This is a genomic window from Caproiciproducens galactitolivorans (genome assembly GCF_026672255.1).
GTDB classification, from domain to species: domain Bacteria; phylum Bacillota; class Clostridia; order Oscillospirales; family Acutalibacteraceae; genus Caproiciproducens; species Caproiciproducens galactitolivorans_A.
Window position 1 is genome coordinate 142,838 of record NZ_JAPOHA010000002.1, and the last position, 15,290, is coordinate 158,127.

At 49.7% G+C, this 15,290-nt stretch carries 14 protein-coding genes, 1 tRNA gene and 1 riboswitch; of the genes, 11 read left to right on the forward strand and 4 right to left on the reverse strand.

Annotated features, from left to right (window positions below):
* Positions 1–54 precede the first annotated feature (54 nt).
* Positions 55–582 carry an acetylglutamate kinase gene (locus OUY18_RS02355; RefSeq protein ID WP_268057105.1) on the reverse strand — a complete coding sequence of 176 codons (528 nt, stop codon included), beginning with the start codon at positions 580–582 and terminating at the stop codon, positions 55–57.
* A gap of 367 nt (positions 583–949) precedes the next feature.
* Here OUY18_RS02355 and OUY18_RS02360 point away from each other — a divergent pair, with 367 nt between their 5' ends.
* Positions 950–1,225 (forward strand): hypothetical protein, encoded by a 276-nt coding sequence (locus OUY18_RS02360; RefSeq protein WP_268057106.1) that lies wholly within the window; start codon positions 950–952, stop codon positions 1,223–1,225.
* Here the strand turns inward: OUY18_RS02360 and OUY18_RS02365 are convergent.
* Positions 1,222–1,623, reverse strand: coding sequence for a ferritin-like domain-containing protein (locus tag OUY18_RS02365; protein ID WP_268057262.1), 402 nt, complete (start codon positions 1,621–1,623; stop codon positions 1,222–1,224). The two genes, OUY18_RS02360 and OUY18_RS02365, sit on opposite strands and share 4 nt — an antisense overlap.
* Positions 1,624–1,932: 309 nt before the next feature.
* On the opposite strand from OUY18_RS02365, the gene OUY18_RS02370 reads away from it, so the two are divergent.
* The 10 genes from OUY18_RS02370 to OUY18_RS02415 all read left to right on the forward strand — a co-directional run bounded on the left by OUY18_RS02370 (position 1,933) and on the right by OUY18_RS02415 (position 10,774).
* Positions 1,933–2,008, forward strand: a tRNA-Ala gene (locus OUY18_RS02370).
* A gap of 222 nt (positions 2,009–2,230) precedes the next feature.
* Entirely contained in the window at positions 2,231–2,437 is a 207-nt protein-coding gene (locus tag OUY18_RS02375) for a hypothetical protein (protein ID WP_268057107.1), read from the forward strand.
* Positions 2,438–2,608: 171 nt separating this feature from the next.
* Positions 2,609–3,286, forward strand: a complete 678-nt coding sequence (locus tag OUY18_RS02380; RefSeq protein WP_268057108.1) for a hypothetical protein — start codon at positions 2,609–2,611, stop codon at positions 3,284–3,286.
* On the forward strand, positions 3,262–3,459 hold the full coding sequence (locus tag OUY18_RS02385; protein ID WP_268057263.1) for a tyrosine-type recombinase/integrase: 198 nt from the start codon (positions 3,262–3,264) through the stop codon (positions 3,457–3,459). Before OUY18_RS02380 ends, OUY18_RS02385 begins: the two co-directional genes overlap by 25 nt.
* 116 nt (positions 3,460–3,575) lie before the next feature.
* A riboswitch (cyclic di-GMP riboswitch) is annotated at positions 3,576–3,667 on the forward strand.
* 401 nt (positions 3,668–4,068) lie between these two features.
* Positions 4,069–4,518: a sigma factor-like helix-turn-helix DNA-binding protein gene (locus OUY18_RS02390; RefSeq protein WP_268057109.1), complete on the forward strand. Its 450-nt coding sequence runs from the start codon at positions 4,069–4,071 to the stop codon at positions 4,516–4,518.
* A gap of 190 nt (positions 4,519–4,708) precedes the next feature.
* On the forward strand, positions 4,709–4,954 hold the full coding sequence (locus OUY18_RS02395) for a helix-turn-helix domain-containing protein (protein WP_268057110.1): 246 nt from the start codon (positions 4,709–4,711) through the stop codon (positions 4,952–4,954).
* The gene (locus tag OUY18_RS02400) at positions 4,935–6,920 is read left to right on the forward strand and encodes a TerB N-terminal domain-containing protein (RefSeq protein WP_268057111.1); all 1,986 of its coding nucleotides are present in this window, start codon (positions 4,935–4,937) and stop codon (positions 6,918–6,920) included. Before OUY18_RS02395 ends, OUY18_RS02400 begins: the two co-directional genes overlap by 20 nt.
* A 13-nt stretch (positions 6,921–6,933) precedes the next feature.
* The gene (locus OUY18_RS02405) at positions 6,934–8,271 is read left to right on the forward strand and encodes an ATP-binding protein (protein WP_268057112.1); all 1,338 of its coding nucleotides are present in this window, start codon (positions 6,934–6,936) and stop codon (positions 8,269–8,271) included.
* On the forward strand, positions 8,268–10,448 hold the full coding sequence (locus tag OUY18_RS02410; RefSeq protein ID WP_268057113.1) for a DEAD/DEAH box helicase: 2,181 nt from the start codon (positions 8,268–8,270) through the stop codon (positions 10,446–10,448). Before OUY18_RS02405 ends, OUY18_RS02410 begins: the two co-directional genes overlap by 4 nt.
* A gap of 20 nt (positions 10,449–10,468) precedes the next feature.
* Positions 10,469–10,774, forward strand: coding sequence for a hypothetical protein (locus tag OUY18_RS02415; RefSeq protein ID WP_187035032.1), 306 nt, complete (start codon positions 10,469–10,471; stop codon positions 10,772–10,774).
* Positions 10,775–10,850: 76 nt separating this feature from the next.
* On the opposite strand, the gene OUY18_RS02420 is transcribed toward OUY18_RS02415, so the two are convergent.
* On the reverse strand, positions 10,851–13,487 hold the full coding sequence (locus OUY18_RS02420) for a calcium-translocating P-type ATPase, PMCA-type (protein ID WP_187035034.1): 2,637 nt from the start codon (positions 13,485–13,487) through the stop codon (positions 10,851–10,853).
* A 577-nt stretch (positions 13,488–14,064) separates the two neighbouring features.
* Entirely contained in the window at positions 14,065–15,285 is a 1,221-nt protein-coding gene (locus OUY18_RS02425; protein ID WP_187035036.1) for an iron-sulfur cluster carrier protein MrpORP, read from the reverse strand.
* Positions 15,286–15,290 lie beyond the last annotated feature (5 nt).

Below are 15,290 nucleotides of genomic sequence, written 5' to 3' on the forward strand. Positions count from 1 at the left end.
ATTTCGATCTGCTCCCTGTAACTTTTGTTAAATTGGTTTTATTTGCGATCGATATTAGCCGAATTGCTTTTTAATCCCTTTTGCCATATAATCCGCCATCATCGAAGCCTGATCTTCGATAATGTCATACAACGCTATATCTTTGGCATACTGGCCGCGCAGGCGGTATGTCGCTTCATCTTCTGTTAACTTCAAATGTTCATGGAGCATAAGTTTCCATTCGTTTTCAGACCAATACGGATTGATACTTGCCAGGAATTTAGCGATCTCATCTGCGTTTGCATACCATTTCTTTCTTTCTTCGTCTGCTGCTTCCGTATCACCGGCCTTGGCGGCGTTAACCAGTTTGCTGGCTGTAATAAGATGGTCAGAGAGAAGCCTTTCAAACCTTCTTGCTTTTTCCTCGCCGTAAAAAGGTTTTAAAACGGTGTAAAGGTCCGCAGGATTCCGCAGAAGTCTTTTCGTAACATATTGCAGGTCCCCTAAATCCGCCGCAGTACTGATAATCAATGATCTTGTCCACAGAACATGCTCTTGCCATAATTTTCGAAAAAGATTTATGAATTCACAGTTATCGTTCATACACTTTGTCCCCTTTATCGTATTGTACTGGTACTATAATATGCGGCTTATGTCATGTGATAAACTGCAATTCCAAAAGGGGAGTCGGCCAATAAAAAAGCAGAGGGCTAAGCCTCTGCAACAATGTCTTCCAGACATTTAATTAAATCCTGAATGGTATATAGCCTGACGTTGCGCTTTAGAATTTCATTTTTTAAGTCAATTGATAAAGATTCAAACCGGCTGCGAAGTTTTGGATCAATATAAGACATAAAATCACCTCTTGAATAGATTACCCAGCGTATGAATTTTCATACCCTTTTGCAGATAAAAAACAGCGGGGCGGTTCCGTTTCCGCTCCGCTTTGTTTAATATTCCCGAGGTGGTCTTGGATGAATGGGTGGATGGGGAGGTCCCGGTGGGTGAGGAGGTCCCGGCGGATGAGGAGGTCCCGGCGGATGGTGAGGTCCCGATGGATGGTGAGGCCATGGTGGATGGGGAGGTCTGTGTCTTCTGCGTCTTGGCCTTAAAAAATCCCACCAATGCGCAGGAAAGGAGCTTGTCGGCATTTTATTCATCTCCTTTTCCTATAATATGCATAAAAAGTATCCTGTTGAAAGAAAGAAAAAACGGCTCAAGCCTTTTGAACCGTTTCCATGTTTAATGCTGCATACTGATCAAATATAATAATCGTAATGCGTGTACATTTTCATCGGTTCTGGCTCGGTAATAGGCGTTTTTCAATGTATCATTCTGGGTGGTCAGTAAATACTGTTCTCCATATTTTCGAAAATCCACGCTTTCATCCAATACCCTGTCCCTTAAAATATCATAATAAGGCTCTTTTAATACAACAGGCGGAACAATGGGAATATAGCTCCTGCCTGTCATGGCCCGGTAAATCCTTTTAAATTCATCTGCATGGGATTGCTCATCTTCCGAGAATTCCATCAGGAGCTGGCGGTCTGTTTCACTTGGCGCGATCTTGGCCAATTCCTTATATAATGCCGAATCACTCAACTCTGCGTTAATATACGTTTGCAGCTTTTGAACCACAGTCATTTCCAAAACAAATTCCTCCTTCCACACTTTTTTACAGTATACGTTCTGTAGAATAACAATGTGATTTTTCGAATACGGCTTGTGATTTCCAATAATTAACATTCTCTGATAAAAAGTTATTTTTTTTACAAAAGGGCTTGAAATATCCTCAAAAATATGATATTATTACAAAGCTGTTTCAAAACAGCCTACGGGGCATTAGCTCAGCTGGGAGCGCAAGCTATCCGGTATGCACCCCAAGAAAAATCAGCAACACTGAAAAACTAAATAGCCAGGAAACCAAGTGAAATCAACGGGTTTCCAATATCTGGGGGTATAGCTCAGCTGGGAGAGCGCTTGAATGGCATTCAAGAGGTCAGCGGTTCGATCCCGCTTATCTCCACCAAAAACAATAAGCCACAAGGCCAAAACCTTGCGGCTTTCGTTTTACCTATTTGACCGGACACTTGATAAAGAGCAAAGTATAAAAAGAGACGCGGTTTCATATGACTGCGCCTCTTTTTTGCATATCACCCTTATTCCCTTCAGGCACAACAGTGTAAACCCTTGATTTGATTGTGAAACGAGCTTATACTGAACCTATACATTATAGAGAAGGGTGATTAAAATGCCGCGCGGATCACGTAAAAAGCCCATTGAAGAACAGATTGCGGATGTTGAATCCAAGATTCAGGAACTCCAGACGAAAAAGAAAGAACTGCTGCAGGTAAAAGAGCAGGAAGATATCCGCCGCCTTCTGGATGCCGTAAAAGAAGCTGGCACAACTCCGGAAGAACTTGTAAAGCAGCTTCTCTCTCAGGACAAAAATCAGTGATCTTTGATTTATAAAAACGAAGGCGTAAGGAAGATTCCTGATGCCTTCGTTTTTTATAAAGTGAGCGCAAACATAAATAAATTTGGACAGGGCCATGTTTTCCGATTGGAGAGCATGGCTCTTTTTTTATACCCCAATATAAAAATTCAGAAAAGAAAGGCGGAATGCTCCATGGTCTACGCAACCCTATCAAATTCAAACCGGCCCGGCTCACCTGCCGTGACAGTCGGCTTCCCCATCACGGAAAATGTATACGCAGATTTGGAGTCCATCGGTATCGGCAACGCTACGGAGCGTGACTGCTATGCTGCTTCGGTCGGCGGTGACATTCCGATCCTCAAGCGTCTTGAAAAGACTGCAGTGAACGTCGACGAGCTGGACTATCTCGTCAAGCGGCTGGACAGCTTTGACCGGCGCGAGCTCGCACAGTTTCAGGGTGTGGCTGTCAGCCGCGGCTATTTTGACATGACCGAACTCATCAATCTGACCTTTTGTTGTCAGAGCGCAACGGTGATACAAGATTTTTCCGACCTCGCCTCCATTGGCCGCGCGCATTATCTGGACATCCATGGTGGTGCGACGGCAGAAGAACTGCAATCCGTTGACGCCCGAAAGCTGGCCCTGTCCCTTCTGCTCAACAAGGATGGTAAGGTCACGCCTTACGGCGTCGTCTATGACAACGGCATGCAGTTGGAACAACTCTACGATGGACAGCACTTTCCCGACTACCTATACAACGGCAATACCGTGCTGACTGCGGCAATGACGGATCGCAGGCTTTCTGAAGATACCGCGCTAACCACCTGGCTCCACTTCCCTATATTCTGTCGGGAAACTGCGGGTATGTAGAGCCCCGGCTTTGCCAGTACCGTTTCAAAAAGTTTCTTCGTGAGGCGGGCATCGATGATATAAACTTTCATGCGCTCCGGCATACGTTCGCTACCCGGTGTGTGGAATTGGGCATCGATGTGAAAACCATCAGCGAATTGCTAGGACATTCCAATGTAAATATTACCCTATGAAGCCAAAGGACTTGGTCGCTCAAGAGCAATGGGACGTCAGGAAAGTGGACTTTTTATAGAGTAGGGTTAAATATCGTACGCCACAAAATTTTTACATACAGCATGATGAAAATAAAATACGCCAATAGCAAACCTGACTAAAGTCAGGGACGCAAAGCCACAGGATCTAAGGTGCTGGTTAAAGCGCTATGACAGCCTGGCTGCCGTTTGTCGCAAATATAAAACCTGCCTTTCCATGGACAGGTTTTGTTTTTTTACGACTTTAAGTGCCCTTCTTTGATACTGTGGTCTCTTGCCGCCTTTTGCTAGCGGCTATGAGGGGAGCTTCACATATGCAAAGATGCACTCATAAGGTACGGAGGTTGAAATAAAGGTCTCTTCCGTATAGCACATCAACTATATGGATATGTAAAAAAGGCAGCAGTTTGTAACGTGCAAACTGCTGCCTTTTTTTGTTCGACTTTTTTCTTATCCGTTCGACCGGATAGTATCTTTTTTGCACTCTGTGGGTTCTTGATCAGAACGCTGAAAAAACATTTGCGCTGCAGATCTCCGCCGCTTGTTCTTCGTTTCCGGATTTCAACAATCACGAAATGGAGGACGAGCCTTATGGCAAAGTATCAGAAGAAAACGGATTACCAAGCAAAATATCCCGGTGTAAGTGAAAAAATCATTGAGGTTTTAGAGAAAAGCGACCGCCAGATGGAATACCTGCAGTATGACATCAAAGTCGAACGGTGCCGGATTGATTCCGCCAGCGGAACTGTTACATATCTCCCCAGCCGGGAGGACTCCTACGAGCGGCTTCTGGAGGAAAACAAACAGTTTGCAGCTGCTGGAGAGAGTGTGGATGATGTCGCAATCAAGACCGTGATGATCGAAAAAATGCTGACCTGTCTCAAGCACCTCAGCCCGGAGGAACAGAAGTTGATCACTGCCTTGTTTTTCAATGATAAAAGTGAGCATCAGATGTCCAGAGAAACCGGCGTTCCGCAGCGGACCATTCATGACCGGAAGGTAAAAATCCTGGCGAAATTAAGAAAACTCATGGAAAAATAAAAAATTTTCTGCTGGCCCCCCTCGCTCAACGTGGAAATAAGCGAGGAGGGCCAGTTCCTCAATTTCATAGGCTCATATGAATGCGGACTTGTGACATCATCTCGGATTTTTCTTTGATTTCTCCCAAATATATTTGAGAATTCGACATAAACGTTGTATAATACGAATATCCAAATTTAGGAGGATGCCTATGTCTGTTAGCTATAAAAAGCTGTGGAAACTGCTTATCGACCGTGATATAAAAAAGAAAGACCTGTGTGCCTCGGCCGGTATCAGTCCTTCCTCACTTGCCAAGCTGGGCAAAAGCGAAAATGTCAATACGGATATTCTCGTGAAAATCTGCAACGCGTTAAGTTGCGATGTGTCCGATATCATGGAGGTCAAGCCGGCATTCGCAGAAAAGGAGGCATCCGAGAATGAAAAGCACGGCTCCTAAGTTGCCCGGAAAGTTCTGCAGGGTACTCTCCTTTGTTCCGTGGATCAACTGGCTTTCCGTGCTTTATATCGGAATCGTGAACACAAATGCACTGCATATTATCTGCGGAATTGTTTATGCGGTTGTAACCTTCGCGATCCCATCTACAGCGCCGTTCCTCTGGATTGTCGGGATCGTTCATTATATTTTTGCTTACCGGAGCATTAAAAAACGAATGAATTTGGCTGAGACTCTTCCCGTCAAGCCGCAGGAAAAGGCCAATACCCATTTCCCATCACCGACGCCCACCGGCTTTTCCGACATGGTGCTGCCAGGGGAGCCGGAGAAAAAACAGGCCGTTCCCGCAAGGCCGCAGTATTCCGCTCCCACGGTTCGGGTTCCGATCCATGATCCGCATGAAAAATTCTTTGCGGATATGAAAAGGTTTGCCCAGAAGGATGGGAAAGCGGTTCCCTTGGTTCCCTTCATGTCTTATTGGCCGACTTACGACAGTATGAACAAAAGCCAGCAGGCATGGTACTTCTACTGGCGCTCCCAGGTTCGCCAGGGAAATTACATCGACACGGATCTGTCGTACATTTTCGTACTGATCTACGAGTTGCTCAGCGGAACCGGATGGGAAACCCCGCGGGAAGGCTATGAAAAGCTCACTCGGGTATGGAACGCCTACCGGGAGAGATTTCCCGCGTTGGACCGTTATTTGGCAGATTGGACCTTTGACTTTGCCCAACAGTACGAACTCAAAGATATTTTGCTTTCAGGGCAGGAGAACCCTCACGCCTCGCCCTCGGCCAAAACAGATCTGATGATTGCCCAACATGCGTCCGAGGTTCCATTGAAGCTCTCTTTTTCTCTCATCGACGCGCTGTGCGACTATTCCCTTGTCAGCAGCAAGTTCTATAAAGACGGCAATCAGGAAGTGATGCGGGAGGCTATCCCTCGGGTTGTGGCTCTTGCCGACGCCGCGCTTCAAAAGAAGACGGGAAAGGGCATCTTGGATACCTATGGTCCGACCCGAGTAAAAAAGCAGGAGTACTATGCGTTTGCAAGCGCTGTATGTCCTCAGGCAAATCAAAAAATGACCTTTACGGTCAAGGGTTATTCCGCTAACCCAAAACTGCGCGCTTACATCAATGAGCTGGTTCGCTATGGCGAAAACTCGCTGAGAAGCCTGTGCGGATGCCGGGGCCGTCTTCGCGGGATTACGCTGGACCCGGAAATCTCAAAACTGATCGACAGTTTCCTGACAAAAGAGTACGGCAATCGGCAGAAAACCGATTCATCAGAGGAAAAGCCCACGAAGGTGGTTCTTAATTTTGAAAGCATCAACACGCTGCGGGAAGAATCGGATGCCGTGCGGGAAGCACTTTCGGTGGAAGAACCGGAATCCAAAGCAGAAAAGGCTTTGCTGACCGATGTGAAAGAGGTTACCTCGATTTATCTGGCGCTGTCGCCTGAGTCACGCGGTCTTCTAGACCGTTTGCAGCAAAGCGCGTGGGAGGCTCCTTCCCATCCGGGGGACGAAGCTCTGATTCAGGAGATCAACCGGCAGGCAGAACGATATCTGGGGCGTGCGCTTCTGGCCGTGGAAAATCACGATATCATCGCGGAGGACGATTACCGGGACGAGCTTGCCTATATTTATGAAAATCCGCCCGCGATACCGGCGGAGGAAGCCCGAACAAAGCGCTTTGACGCATCTCTCCTGCCGGAAGAATTCCGTGACTTTATGGAAGCGCTCTCGCCGGAGCAGGAAAAGGCTCTGCTTGCCGTGACCGCGTCTGCCGATTCGCAGCCGGAATTGGAAAAAATTGCGGAGGAAGCTCTGACCATGCCGCAGATTCTTCTGGACGACATCAACGCGGCGGCCATGCAATACCTGGGGGATATTCTGATTGATACAGCCGAGGAAGCGCCGCAAGTTCTGGACGAATACGCGCCGGCTTTGAAAAAATCGATTGCTTAGGGGGAACGTTATCATGCAAACCGTGAAGATCAGCCGCCGGGAATCCGGCGCGCTTCTCAATTCTCTGATTGCCGGCGTCGTGCCGCGCGTCGGGCTTCGGCACATCGCTGTCGGACGGCAGAAAGAGGTAGGCGCTTTTTTACAGGATTTATCCACCATTGAAGACGGCGGCGCGTCGTTCCGCCTTGTGACCGGCCAGTACGGCAGCGGCAAAAGCTTCCTGCTGCAGATGATCCGCAATAACGCCATGGAACGGAATTTCGTCGTCGCGGACGCGGATCTTTCCCCGGAACGCAGGCTGACCGGCACGAAGGGACAGGGCCTCGCAACCTACCGGGAGCTGATGCAGCATCTTTCGATTCTGACCCGACCGGAGGGCGGGGCGCTGGAGGCAATCCTGCAGAAATGGATCAGCTCCCTGCAAGCCGCCGTCATTCAGGAAAGCGGCTTGCATCCCGGCGATCCGGGAATGGTTGACGCCGTCAGCGGAAAAATTGCGGCGGTCATGGCGGAGCTTTCCGAAATGGCCTATGGCTTTGCTTTTTCCACAGTGATCGAAGCCTACTGGCGCGGGATGAAAACCGGGCAGGAGGAACAGAAGCAGTCGGCGCTCCGTTGGCTGAGAGGCGAGTACACAACAAAAACGGAAGCGCGGCAGAACCTCTCAGTGGACTGCATCATCGATGACCAGAGCTGGTATGATTTTCTGAAGCTGTTCGCTCTGTTTGCGGTAAGGGCGGGCTATCAGGGACTGCTTGTCTTTCTGGACGAGGGCGTCAACCTCTATAAGATTACCAATAAGCAGGCAAGAGACAGCAACTATGAAAAAATCCTGACGATCTTCAACGACACCATGCAGGGCAAAGCCCGGTATATCGGAGTCTTTATGAGCGGCACGCCGCAGTTTGTCTATGACGAACGCAGAGGCCTGTTTAATTACGAAGCCCTGCGCTCCCGCCTGGCGGACAACCAGTTCAGCGCAAACGGCTATACCGATTATTCCGGACCAGTGATCAAGCTCAATCAGCTGACCCCCGAGGAAATCTATCTTCTGCTGGAACGCCTTTGCGAGCTTCACAGCTGCCATTACAATTATACCTGCCCGCTGGGGCAGCGGGAGCTTACCACGTTTCTGAACGCGGTCGTTTCCCGCATGGGAGCGGATCAGCTTCTAACGCCCCGCGAGGTGACAAGGGACTTTCTCGGCCTTTTGAATATCCTCCATCAGAATCCGGAGCTGAGCTTCGATACTTTGGTGAATGAGAAGGGCTTTTCCGTCCAGAGCGCCGAACAGAACCCGGAAGAAGTGCCGGACAAAGAGGATGAGCTCTTCGCGGAATTTAATATATGAGCGGGACCGCATTCGAGCGCTACGCGCCGTTTATTCAGGAATACATCTACCGGAAACGCTGGACGGACCTGCGCGAGGTACAGGCGGAGGCCTGCTCCGCGATTCTTGACACGGACGATCACGTTATTATTGCTTCCGGCACGGCATCGGGCAAGACGGAAGCCGCTTTTTTCCCCATTCTGACCACTCTGTACCATCACCCATCGAACTCCGTTGGCGTTTTGTATATCGGGCCGCTGAAAGCCCTGATCAATGATCAGTTCGAGCGGCTGAGTGGTTTGCTGGAGGACAGCGGTATCCCAGTCTGGCCGTGGCACGGGGATGTTTCGCAGTCTATGAAGCAGCGCGCGCTGAAAGAAGCACAGGGCGTCTTGCAGATTACGCCGGAATCGCTGGAAGCCCTGCTCATGCTTCGTCCGGCAGAGGCGGCCCGCCTTTTCGGGGACCTGCGGTTTGTTGTCATCGATGAGATTCATGCCTTTATGGGAACGGATCGCGGACTGCAGGTGCTGTGCCTGCTGGCCAGACTGGAGAAAATCGCGGGCTGCCACCCGAGACGCATCGGCCTGTCCGCCACGCTGAACGACTACGAACCTGCGCTCCGGTATCTGGCGGCTGGGACGAACCGCCATGCGCAGGCCGTTGGTATCCGTCATCATGGACGCACGATTTCCCTCTGCGCCGACAGCTTCCTCCTGCCTCACGACCCGGAAGAAGCGGAAAAGGTCATGGCGGAATACAATTCTTTTCTCTACGATAACTGCCATGACAAAAAGTGCCTGATCTTCACGAACAGCAGAAGCAACGCCGAAAAGGTCATCGCCGACATGAAAGAGATCGCGCACAAAAGGCAGGAAAAAGATGTTTTTTTTGTACATCACGGCAGCGTTTCCGCCGCGCTGCGGCAGGAAGCGGAAGCCGCCCTGCGCGACCGGGAAGGCCCGACCGTCGCCGCAGCCACGCTGACGCTGGAGCTGGGTATCGACATCGGAGATCTGGATTCCACCATACAAATCGGCGCGCCTTACTCCTGCACCAGCTTTGTCCAGCGTCTGGGACGTTCCGGTCGGCGCAGCGGAAAATCGCAGATGATGTTTCTGGAACTGCTGGAGCCGTCGGAGCGGAATGTTTTTGAACAGCTGCCATGGACGCTTCTACGGGCGATTGCCATCATTCAACTTTACCTCGAGGAAAGCTGGGTGGAGCCGTTCACCCTGAAGCCGAAGCCGTTCAGCCTTCTTGCGCATCAGACGCTAAGCACCTTGATGACCTACGGAGAGCTCAGTCCGCCGGAACTGGCCCGGAGCGTCCTGCTTCTTCCCGCCTTCCGTGAGACGATCACCCAAGAGGAATACAGGCTGATTCTTCGCTATATGATCGCTGAGGATTACCTGCAGCGTGTGGAAAACGGGGCAATTATCGTAGGTATCCGTGGCGAGCGGATTACCAACCATTATTCATTCTACGCTGTTTTTCAGGATGAACAGGCTTACCATGTGCAAAGCAAGGAGGGAGAAATCGGCACTCTGGACAGCTGCCCGACAGCGGGAGAAGTTTTTGTTTTGGCCGGACGAACCTGGAAAACGCTTGATGTCGATATGGAGCGGAAAATCGTATATGTCGCGCCGGTGAGAAACAGCCGGATTCCCAGCTGGAACGGAAGCGGAGGGCATATCCACACCAAGATCGTTCAGAGAATGAAAAAAGCTCTGGAAGAAGACGTCTGCTATCCGTACCTGACACCCAGGGCGCAAAAGGTGCTGGAAGCCGCCCGCTCTCTGGCAAGAAAGTCCGGTATGCTGGAAAGCAGCATCCTCCCGTGCGGGGAAAACTCCTTCTATTTCTGCCCATGGGTAGGCTCAAAGACAATGAAAACCATCAAGTGCCTGTTCAGCTGCGGACTTAAGGAGCCGCTTCAGATTTACTCCGTTTTTGGGGGCGACCATTACTTGCAAATCACAAGCGGCTTTTCAGGGGCTGAGTTTTTCCGGAGAATGGCGGAACTGTCCATTGACATGGACGACCCGGACATGGTTTTGCCGGAGGATCAAATCCCACAGGTGGACAAATACGACGCCATGATTCCGGGAGAATTGCTTCGCAGCGCTTTTTTGCATAACGAGCTGGATCTGGAGTCGGCAATTGATATTTTGAAAGATGTGGAAACCTGCAGTTAGTGCGGAGGTGTTAAAACAGTATGAGAACAGCAATTACTCAGGATACCTATGATGAAGTTTCACGCATTGTGGAATGCGCCTTAAGCTCTGACACAAAAAAGCAGGCGGAACCGTTTACAAAGCGCCTGGAGTTTTTACGTTCCTCCGGTGGATATGGGGGATATGCAAATTGTGTTTTTGGTGACTTGATCGCGTCGACAAAACGCGCGTCCGGGAAAGTGGCAGACAAGGAAAGATTGAGCAGTTTCGCACGTACTGATCTTTATAAATTGAAAAGTCAGATCAGCAATTTTGCCGATAGCAAAAATATAAATGTCAGGGATTGACGTACAGGCAAAACGAACGCATAATGCGTCCGTTTTTACCGGGGATTTGGATACAACAAGCAAAATTGTTTTAATCTTAAGTTGTTTTTCCGAAATGCCTTTGAATGAGTTTAACTACTTCAACCATTGGAATGATGAGAAAAGCAAGACCCATGGCAGTCATATACTCCACAAATGAAATTGAGGTAAATCCAAAGGCGTTCACCAAGAACGGAACATAAATAACGACTGTCGTCAGAATGAGCGCAAGCGCAGCGCCACACCAAAGCCAGATATTCTGGCCTTCCAGCTTAAAAATTGAACCCCGGCGGGAACGCATATTAAAGGACTGAAAAATTTCAGCCATTGACATGGTGAGAAATGCCATTGTCATGCCATCCGGGCTATTGGTGATCTCCCAAGCACCCGCTTCCATGCGGTGACCAATGAAGTACGCCGCTAAGATCAGAATAGTGACAAATACGCCCTGATAAAGGACATCAATCCCGACGCCACCGGAGAAGAGGCCTGCTTTCGCATTGCGCGGGCGCTTTTTCATGGCATCCGGCTCCCCGCGTTCCATGCCGAGCGCCAGCGCGGGGAAACTATCGGTAATCAAATTGATCCAGAGAATGTGAGCTGGCTTCAGCAAGGTAAAGCCAAGCAAGGTAGCCAGGAAAACGCCAAGGACCTCGCTTAAATTGGATGAAAAAAGGAACTGAATCGCTTTGCGGATATTGGCATAGATTTTCCGCCCCTCCTCGACGGCCGAAACGATTGTCGCAAAGTTGTCATCCGCAAGGATCATATCCGCAACATTTTTTGTCACATCGGTACCGGTGATACCCATCCCGACGCCGATGTCCGCAGCCTTTATACTTGGCGCGTCATTGACTCCGTCCCCCGTCATGGCTGTGACTTTCCCGCAGCGTTTCCATGCATTTACGATCCGCACCTTATGCTCCGGCTGTACGCGTGCATAAACGTTGTATTTTCCAATGACGCGATCCAGTTCCTCATCTGACAGAGAATCCAGTTCCTGCCCCATGATTGCCTGGGAACGGTCTTTGAGAATTCCCAAGTCCTTTGCAATGGCAATTGCAGTATCAATGTGGTCTCCGGTAATCATGACGACACGGATTCCGGCTTCCCTGCATTTTTCAACTGCCGCCTTGGCCTCGGGCCGAACGGGATCAATCATGCCGTACATTCCAAGAAAAACCATATCATTCTCAAGCTCTTTGGGCTCAAAGCTGCCCGGCTTTTCAGGGAAATCCCTATAAGCAGCGGCGAGGACACGCAACGCCTTGTCCGCCATCTCCTTATTTTGACGCCGGATTTTATCTTTTTCATCCTCCGTGAGTGCCACTACTCCGTTTTCGGTACAGATCCGGGTGCAACGGCGAAGAATTTCATCCGGTGCCCCTTTGGTATACTGGACATAACCGGTTTCCGCTGCATGGACTGTCGACATCATTTTCCGCATGGAATCGAATGGTGCTTCGCCCACACGCGGCCATAATTTTTTGAGCTTATTTTTATTGAGGAATATTTTGTTCGCATAATTAACCAAGGCACACTCTGTTGGCTCACCTACCGCAGAGCCTGTTTCTTCATCGAGCTCCGCGTCCGAACAAAGGCACATCGCCGTGCCGAGCTTCTCTGCGTCAGCGCCGTAGGAATCCACTACGGTCATCTTGTTTTGTGTAAGCGTTCCGGTTTTATCCGAGCAAATGACTTGGGCACAGCCAAGCGCCTCCACTGCTGTCAGGCGGCGGATAACAGCATTCTTTTTCGACATCTTGGTCACGCCGATCGAAAGAACGATTGTGACTACGGCCACAAGACCCTCCGGAATTGCCGCAACCGCCAAACTGACAGCTAGCATAAAAGTATTCAGGACAACGAGAGTGGAAAACGCCCCCGCTTTGATGAGCCCAATTACAAAAACAATCACGCAGATTCCCAGTACGGCCCAAGTCAATATCTTAGACAGCCCCGCGAGTTTTAATTGCAGCGGTGTTGCCTCCTCTTTTGACTGAATCAGTGCATCCGCGATTTTACCCATTTCCGTCTGCATGCCAGTGCCGCAGACAACTGCGACGCCGCGTCCATAGACAACAGAACTGCCCATGTAAACCATATTTCTGCGGTCGCCCAATGGAATTTCCTGCCCATTTGCGTCAAGCGAATCCGACGTTTTTTCCACTGGAACAGATTCGCCAGTAAGTGCGGATTCCTCCACCTTCATGGATGCACACTCTATAATCCGCGCGTCGGCAGGGACTGAATCCCCTGCCTCGAGACGGATAATATCACCAGGAACGAGTTCCTCGCTCTTCACAACTATTACTTTTCCATCCCGCAACACCTTTGAGGTAGCTGCTGTCATTGTCTTCAGAGCGTCGATAGCCTTTTCGGCCTTATTCTCCTCAACAACGCCAAGTACAGAGTTCAGCACGACAACGAACAGGATAATAAACACATCTGCAAAAGATTCGCCTGCATAGGCAGATGTGATACCAGAAAGAATTGCGGCTGCCAGCAAGACAAGGATCATTGGATCGGCAAGTTGTTTCAGGAAGCGGGCGAACAGGCTTGTCTTTTTTTCTTCCGCAAGCTTATTTTTACCATACGTTCCAAGCCGTTTTTCCACCTCAGACGCTCTAAGTCCGCTCTCCGAAGACTGAAGCGCTTTCATAACCGCTTGCTTTTCCTGAAAATAGTATTTCATAATGTCAGTACTCCTTTGAGAAAATTGTAAGCAACAAAAAAACCCACCTACAACACGCCGCGATACCAATCAATGGAAACGCAGCAAATGTTGTACATGAGTCTCGTTCATTAAGATATGTCAGGCCAGATCGACCGTGTATGTTGACATATCACACTTTCGTGCAAACTACTCCCTCAAGGGTAATTTGTTCTTATATTAATTTCTTATACTGTACCGCTTAATTTTGTTTTTGTCAATGCTCTTGTGAAACTGCTGTCGAAATATAATGATACCAAAAAACAAACGAAACCGTGTACAAAACGGCCGGAGTTTTTGCATTTCTCTGCAGATATGGAGGGTATGTTAATTGTGTATTTGGTGACTTGATTGCGCTGACAAAACGCGCGTCCGGGAAAGTGGCAGACAAGGAAAGATTGAGCAGCTTCGCACGTGCTGATCTTTACAAATTGGAAGGTCTGATCAGCAATTCTGCCGATAGCGAAAATGTGAACGGCGTGGATTGACGTACAGGCAAAAAGAGAAGCAGTACCTTGGGGTGCTGCTTCTCTTTTTACAAGAAATTGATTATTGCTTTTTACTCGCCGCACTCGTCGTGATGCTGATGCTCGTGGCAGACGCTGCCGGTGGATTTCAGTTCGCCTTTCAAGTAACTCTCCGCCGCTGTCCGTGCGTCGCCGGAAGCACCCGTCACGACCTCCACATCCCGCTCATTGAAAATATCCACAGCACCCTGACCCATGCCGCCGCTGATAATGACCTTTACGCCCTTATCGGCGAGAAAGTTGGGCAGAAAACCAGGTTTGTGGCCGGGATTGTCAACGGATTCCTCTTTCGTAATCTGATTGTTCTCCACGTCAAACAGCATGAAATTGACACAGTGACCGAAATGCTCCGTTACTTTTTTGCCTTCAGCGGCAACCGCGATTCTAAACATACTTTTTCCCTCCGATTCATTTGATTGATTGATTTGCCCCGCCAGCAGTTCGCCAACAGTATCGAACCAGTTTCCGTTAAACAGTTCGATCATCCCGGCGTCACAAGCGGCCGAAATTTTGGGGTCGATGGGGAGCTTTGCCAACACCTGCAACCCATGTTTTCCGGCAATCTCGTCGATATGGCTCTCCCCGAAAATTTTGTAGTCCTTCCCGTTATCCGGACACCGGAAATACGACATGTTTTCGACCAGCCCCAGCACAGGGATCTTCATCATCTCCGCCATCTTCACCGCTTTGGAGACAATCATGGAAACCAGCTCCTGGGGCGAAGTCACAATGATGATGCCGTCCACGGGGATGGACTGGAAAACCGTCAGCGGCACATCGCCGGTTCCGGGGGGCATATCAATGAACAGAAAGTCCAGGTCGCTCCAAATTACGTCAGTCCAGAACTGCTTTACGGTGTTCCCGAGAATCGGGCCGCGCCAGATGACCGGGTCGGTGTCGTTCTCCAAAAGCAGATTGACGGACATGATGGCAATGCCGGTCTTGCTCTGCCTGGGGTACAGCCCCAATTCGCTTCCCTCAGCCTTTCCGCGGATGCCGAAGGCTTTGGGAATGGATGGCCCCGTCACATCCGCGTCCAGTATGCCGACCTTGTATCCAAGCCGCTGCATGGTGACTGCCAGCATTGCGCTGACAGAGGATTTCCCGACGCCGCCTTTTCCGCTGACGACGCCGATCACTTTTTTCACATGGCTCAGCGCATTGAGCGCCGCCCGGAAATCATGCTTTTCCTCTTTGCGGTCCGCGCACTCCATGCCGCAGCTTCCGCAGTTGTTGTCACAGCTTTTACTCATATTCT

Coding starts and splice junctions, on each gene's coding strand:
- OUY18_RS02355 (WP_268057105.1), bottom strand. CDS start 582: ATGAACGATAACTGTGAATTCATAAATCTTTTTCGAAAATTATGGCAA.
- OUY18_RS02365 (WP_268057262.1), bottom strand. CDS start 1,623: ATGACTGTGGTTCAAAAGCTGCAAACGTATATTAACGCAGAGTTGAGT.
- OUY18_RS02375 (WP_268057107.1), top strand. CDS start 2,231: ATGCCGCGCGGATCACGTAAAAAGCCCATTGAAGAACAGATTGCGGAT.
- OUY18_RS02380 (WP_268057108.1), top strand. CDS start 2,609: ATGGTCTACGCAACCCTATCAAATTCAAACCGGCCCGGCTCACCTGCC.
- OUY18_RS02390 (WP_268057109.1), top strand. CDS start 4,069: ATGGCAAAGTATCAGAAGAAAACGGATTACCAAGCAAAATATCCCGGT.
- OUY18_RS02395 (WP_268057110.1), top strand. CDS start 4,709: ATGTCTGTTAGCTATAAAAAGCTGTGGAAACTGCTTATCGACCGTGAT.
- OUY18_RS02400 (WP_268057111.1), top strand. CDS start 4,935: ATGAAAAGCACGGCTCCTAAGTTGCCCGGAAAGTTCTGCAGGGTACTC.
- OUY18_RS02405 (WP_268057112.1), top strand. CDS start 6,934: ATGCAAACCGTGAAGATCAGCCGCCGGGAATCCGGCGCGCTTCTCAAT.
- OUY18_RS02410 (WP_268057113.1), top strand. CDS start 8,268: ATGAGCGGGACCGCATTCGAGCGCTACGCGCCGTTTATTCAGGAATAC.
- OUY18_RS02415 (WP_187035032.1), top strand. CDS start 10,469: ATGAGAACAGCAATTACTCAGGATACCTATGATGAAGTTTCACGCATT.
- OUY18_RS02420 (WP_187035034.1), bottom strand. CDS start 13,487: ATGAAATACTATTTTCAGGAAAAGCAAGCGGTTATGAAAGCGCTTCAG.
- OUY18_RS02425 (WP_187035036.1), bottom strand. CDS start 15,285: ATGAGTAAAAGCTGTGACAACAACTGCGGAAGCTGCGGCATGGAGTGC.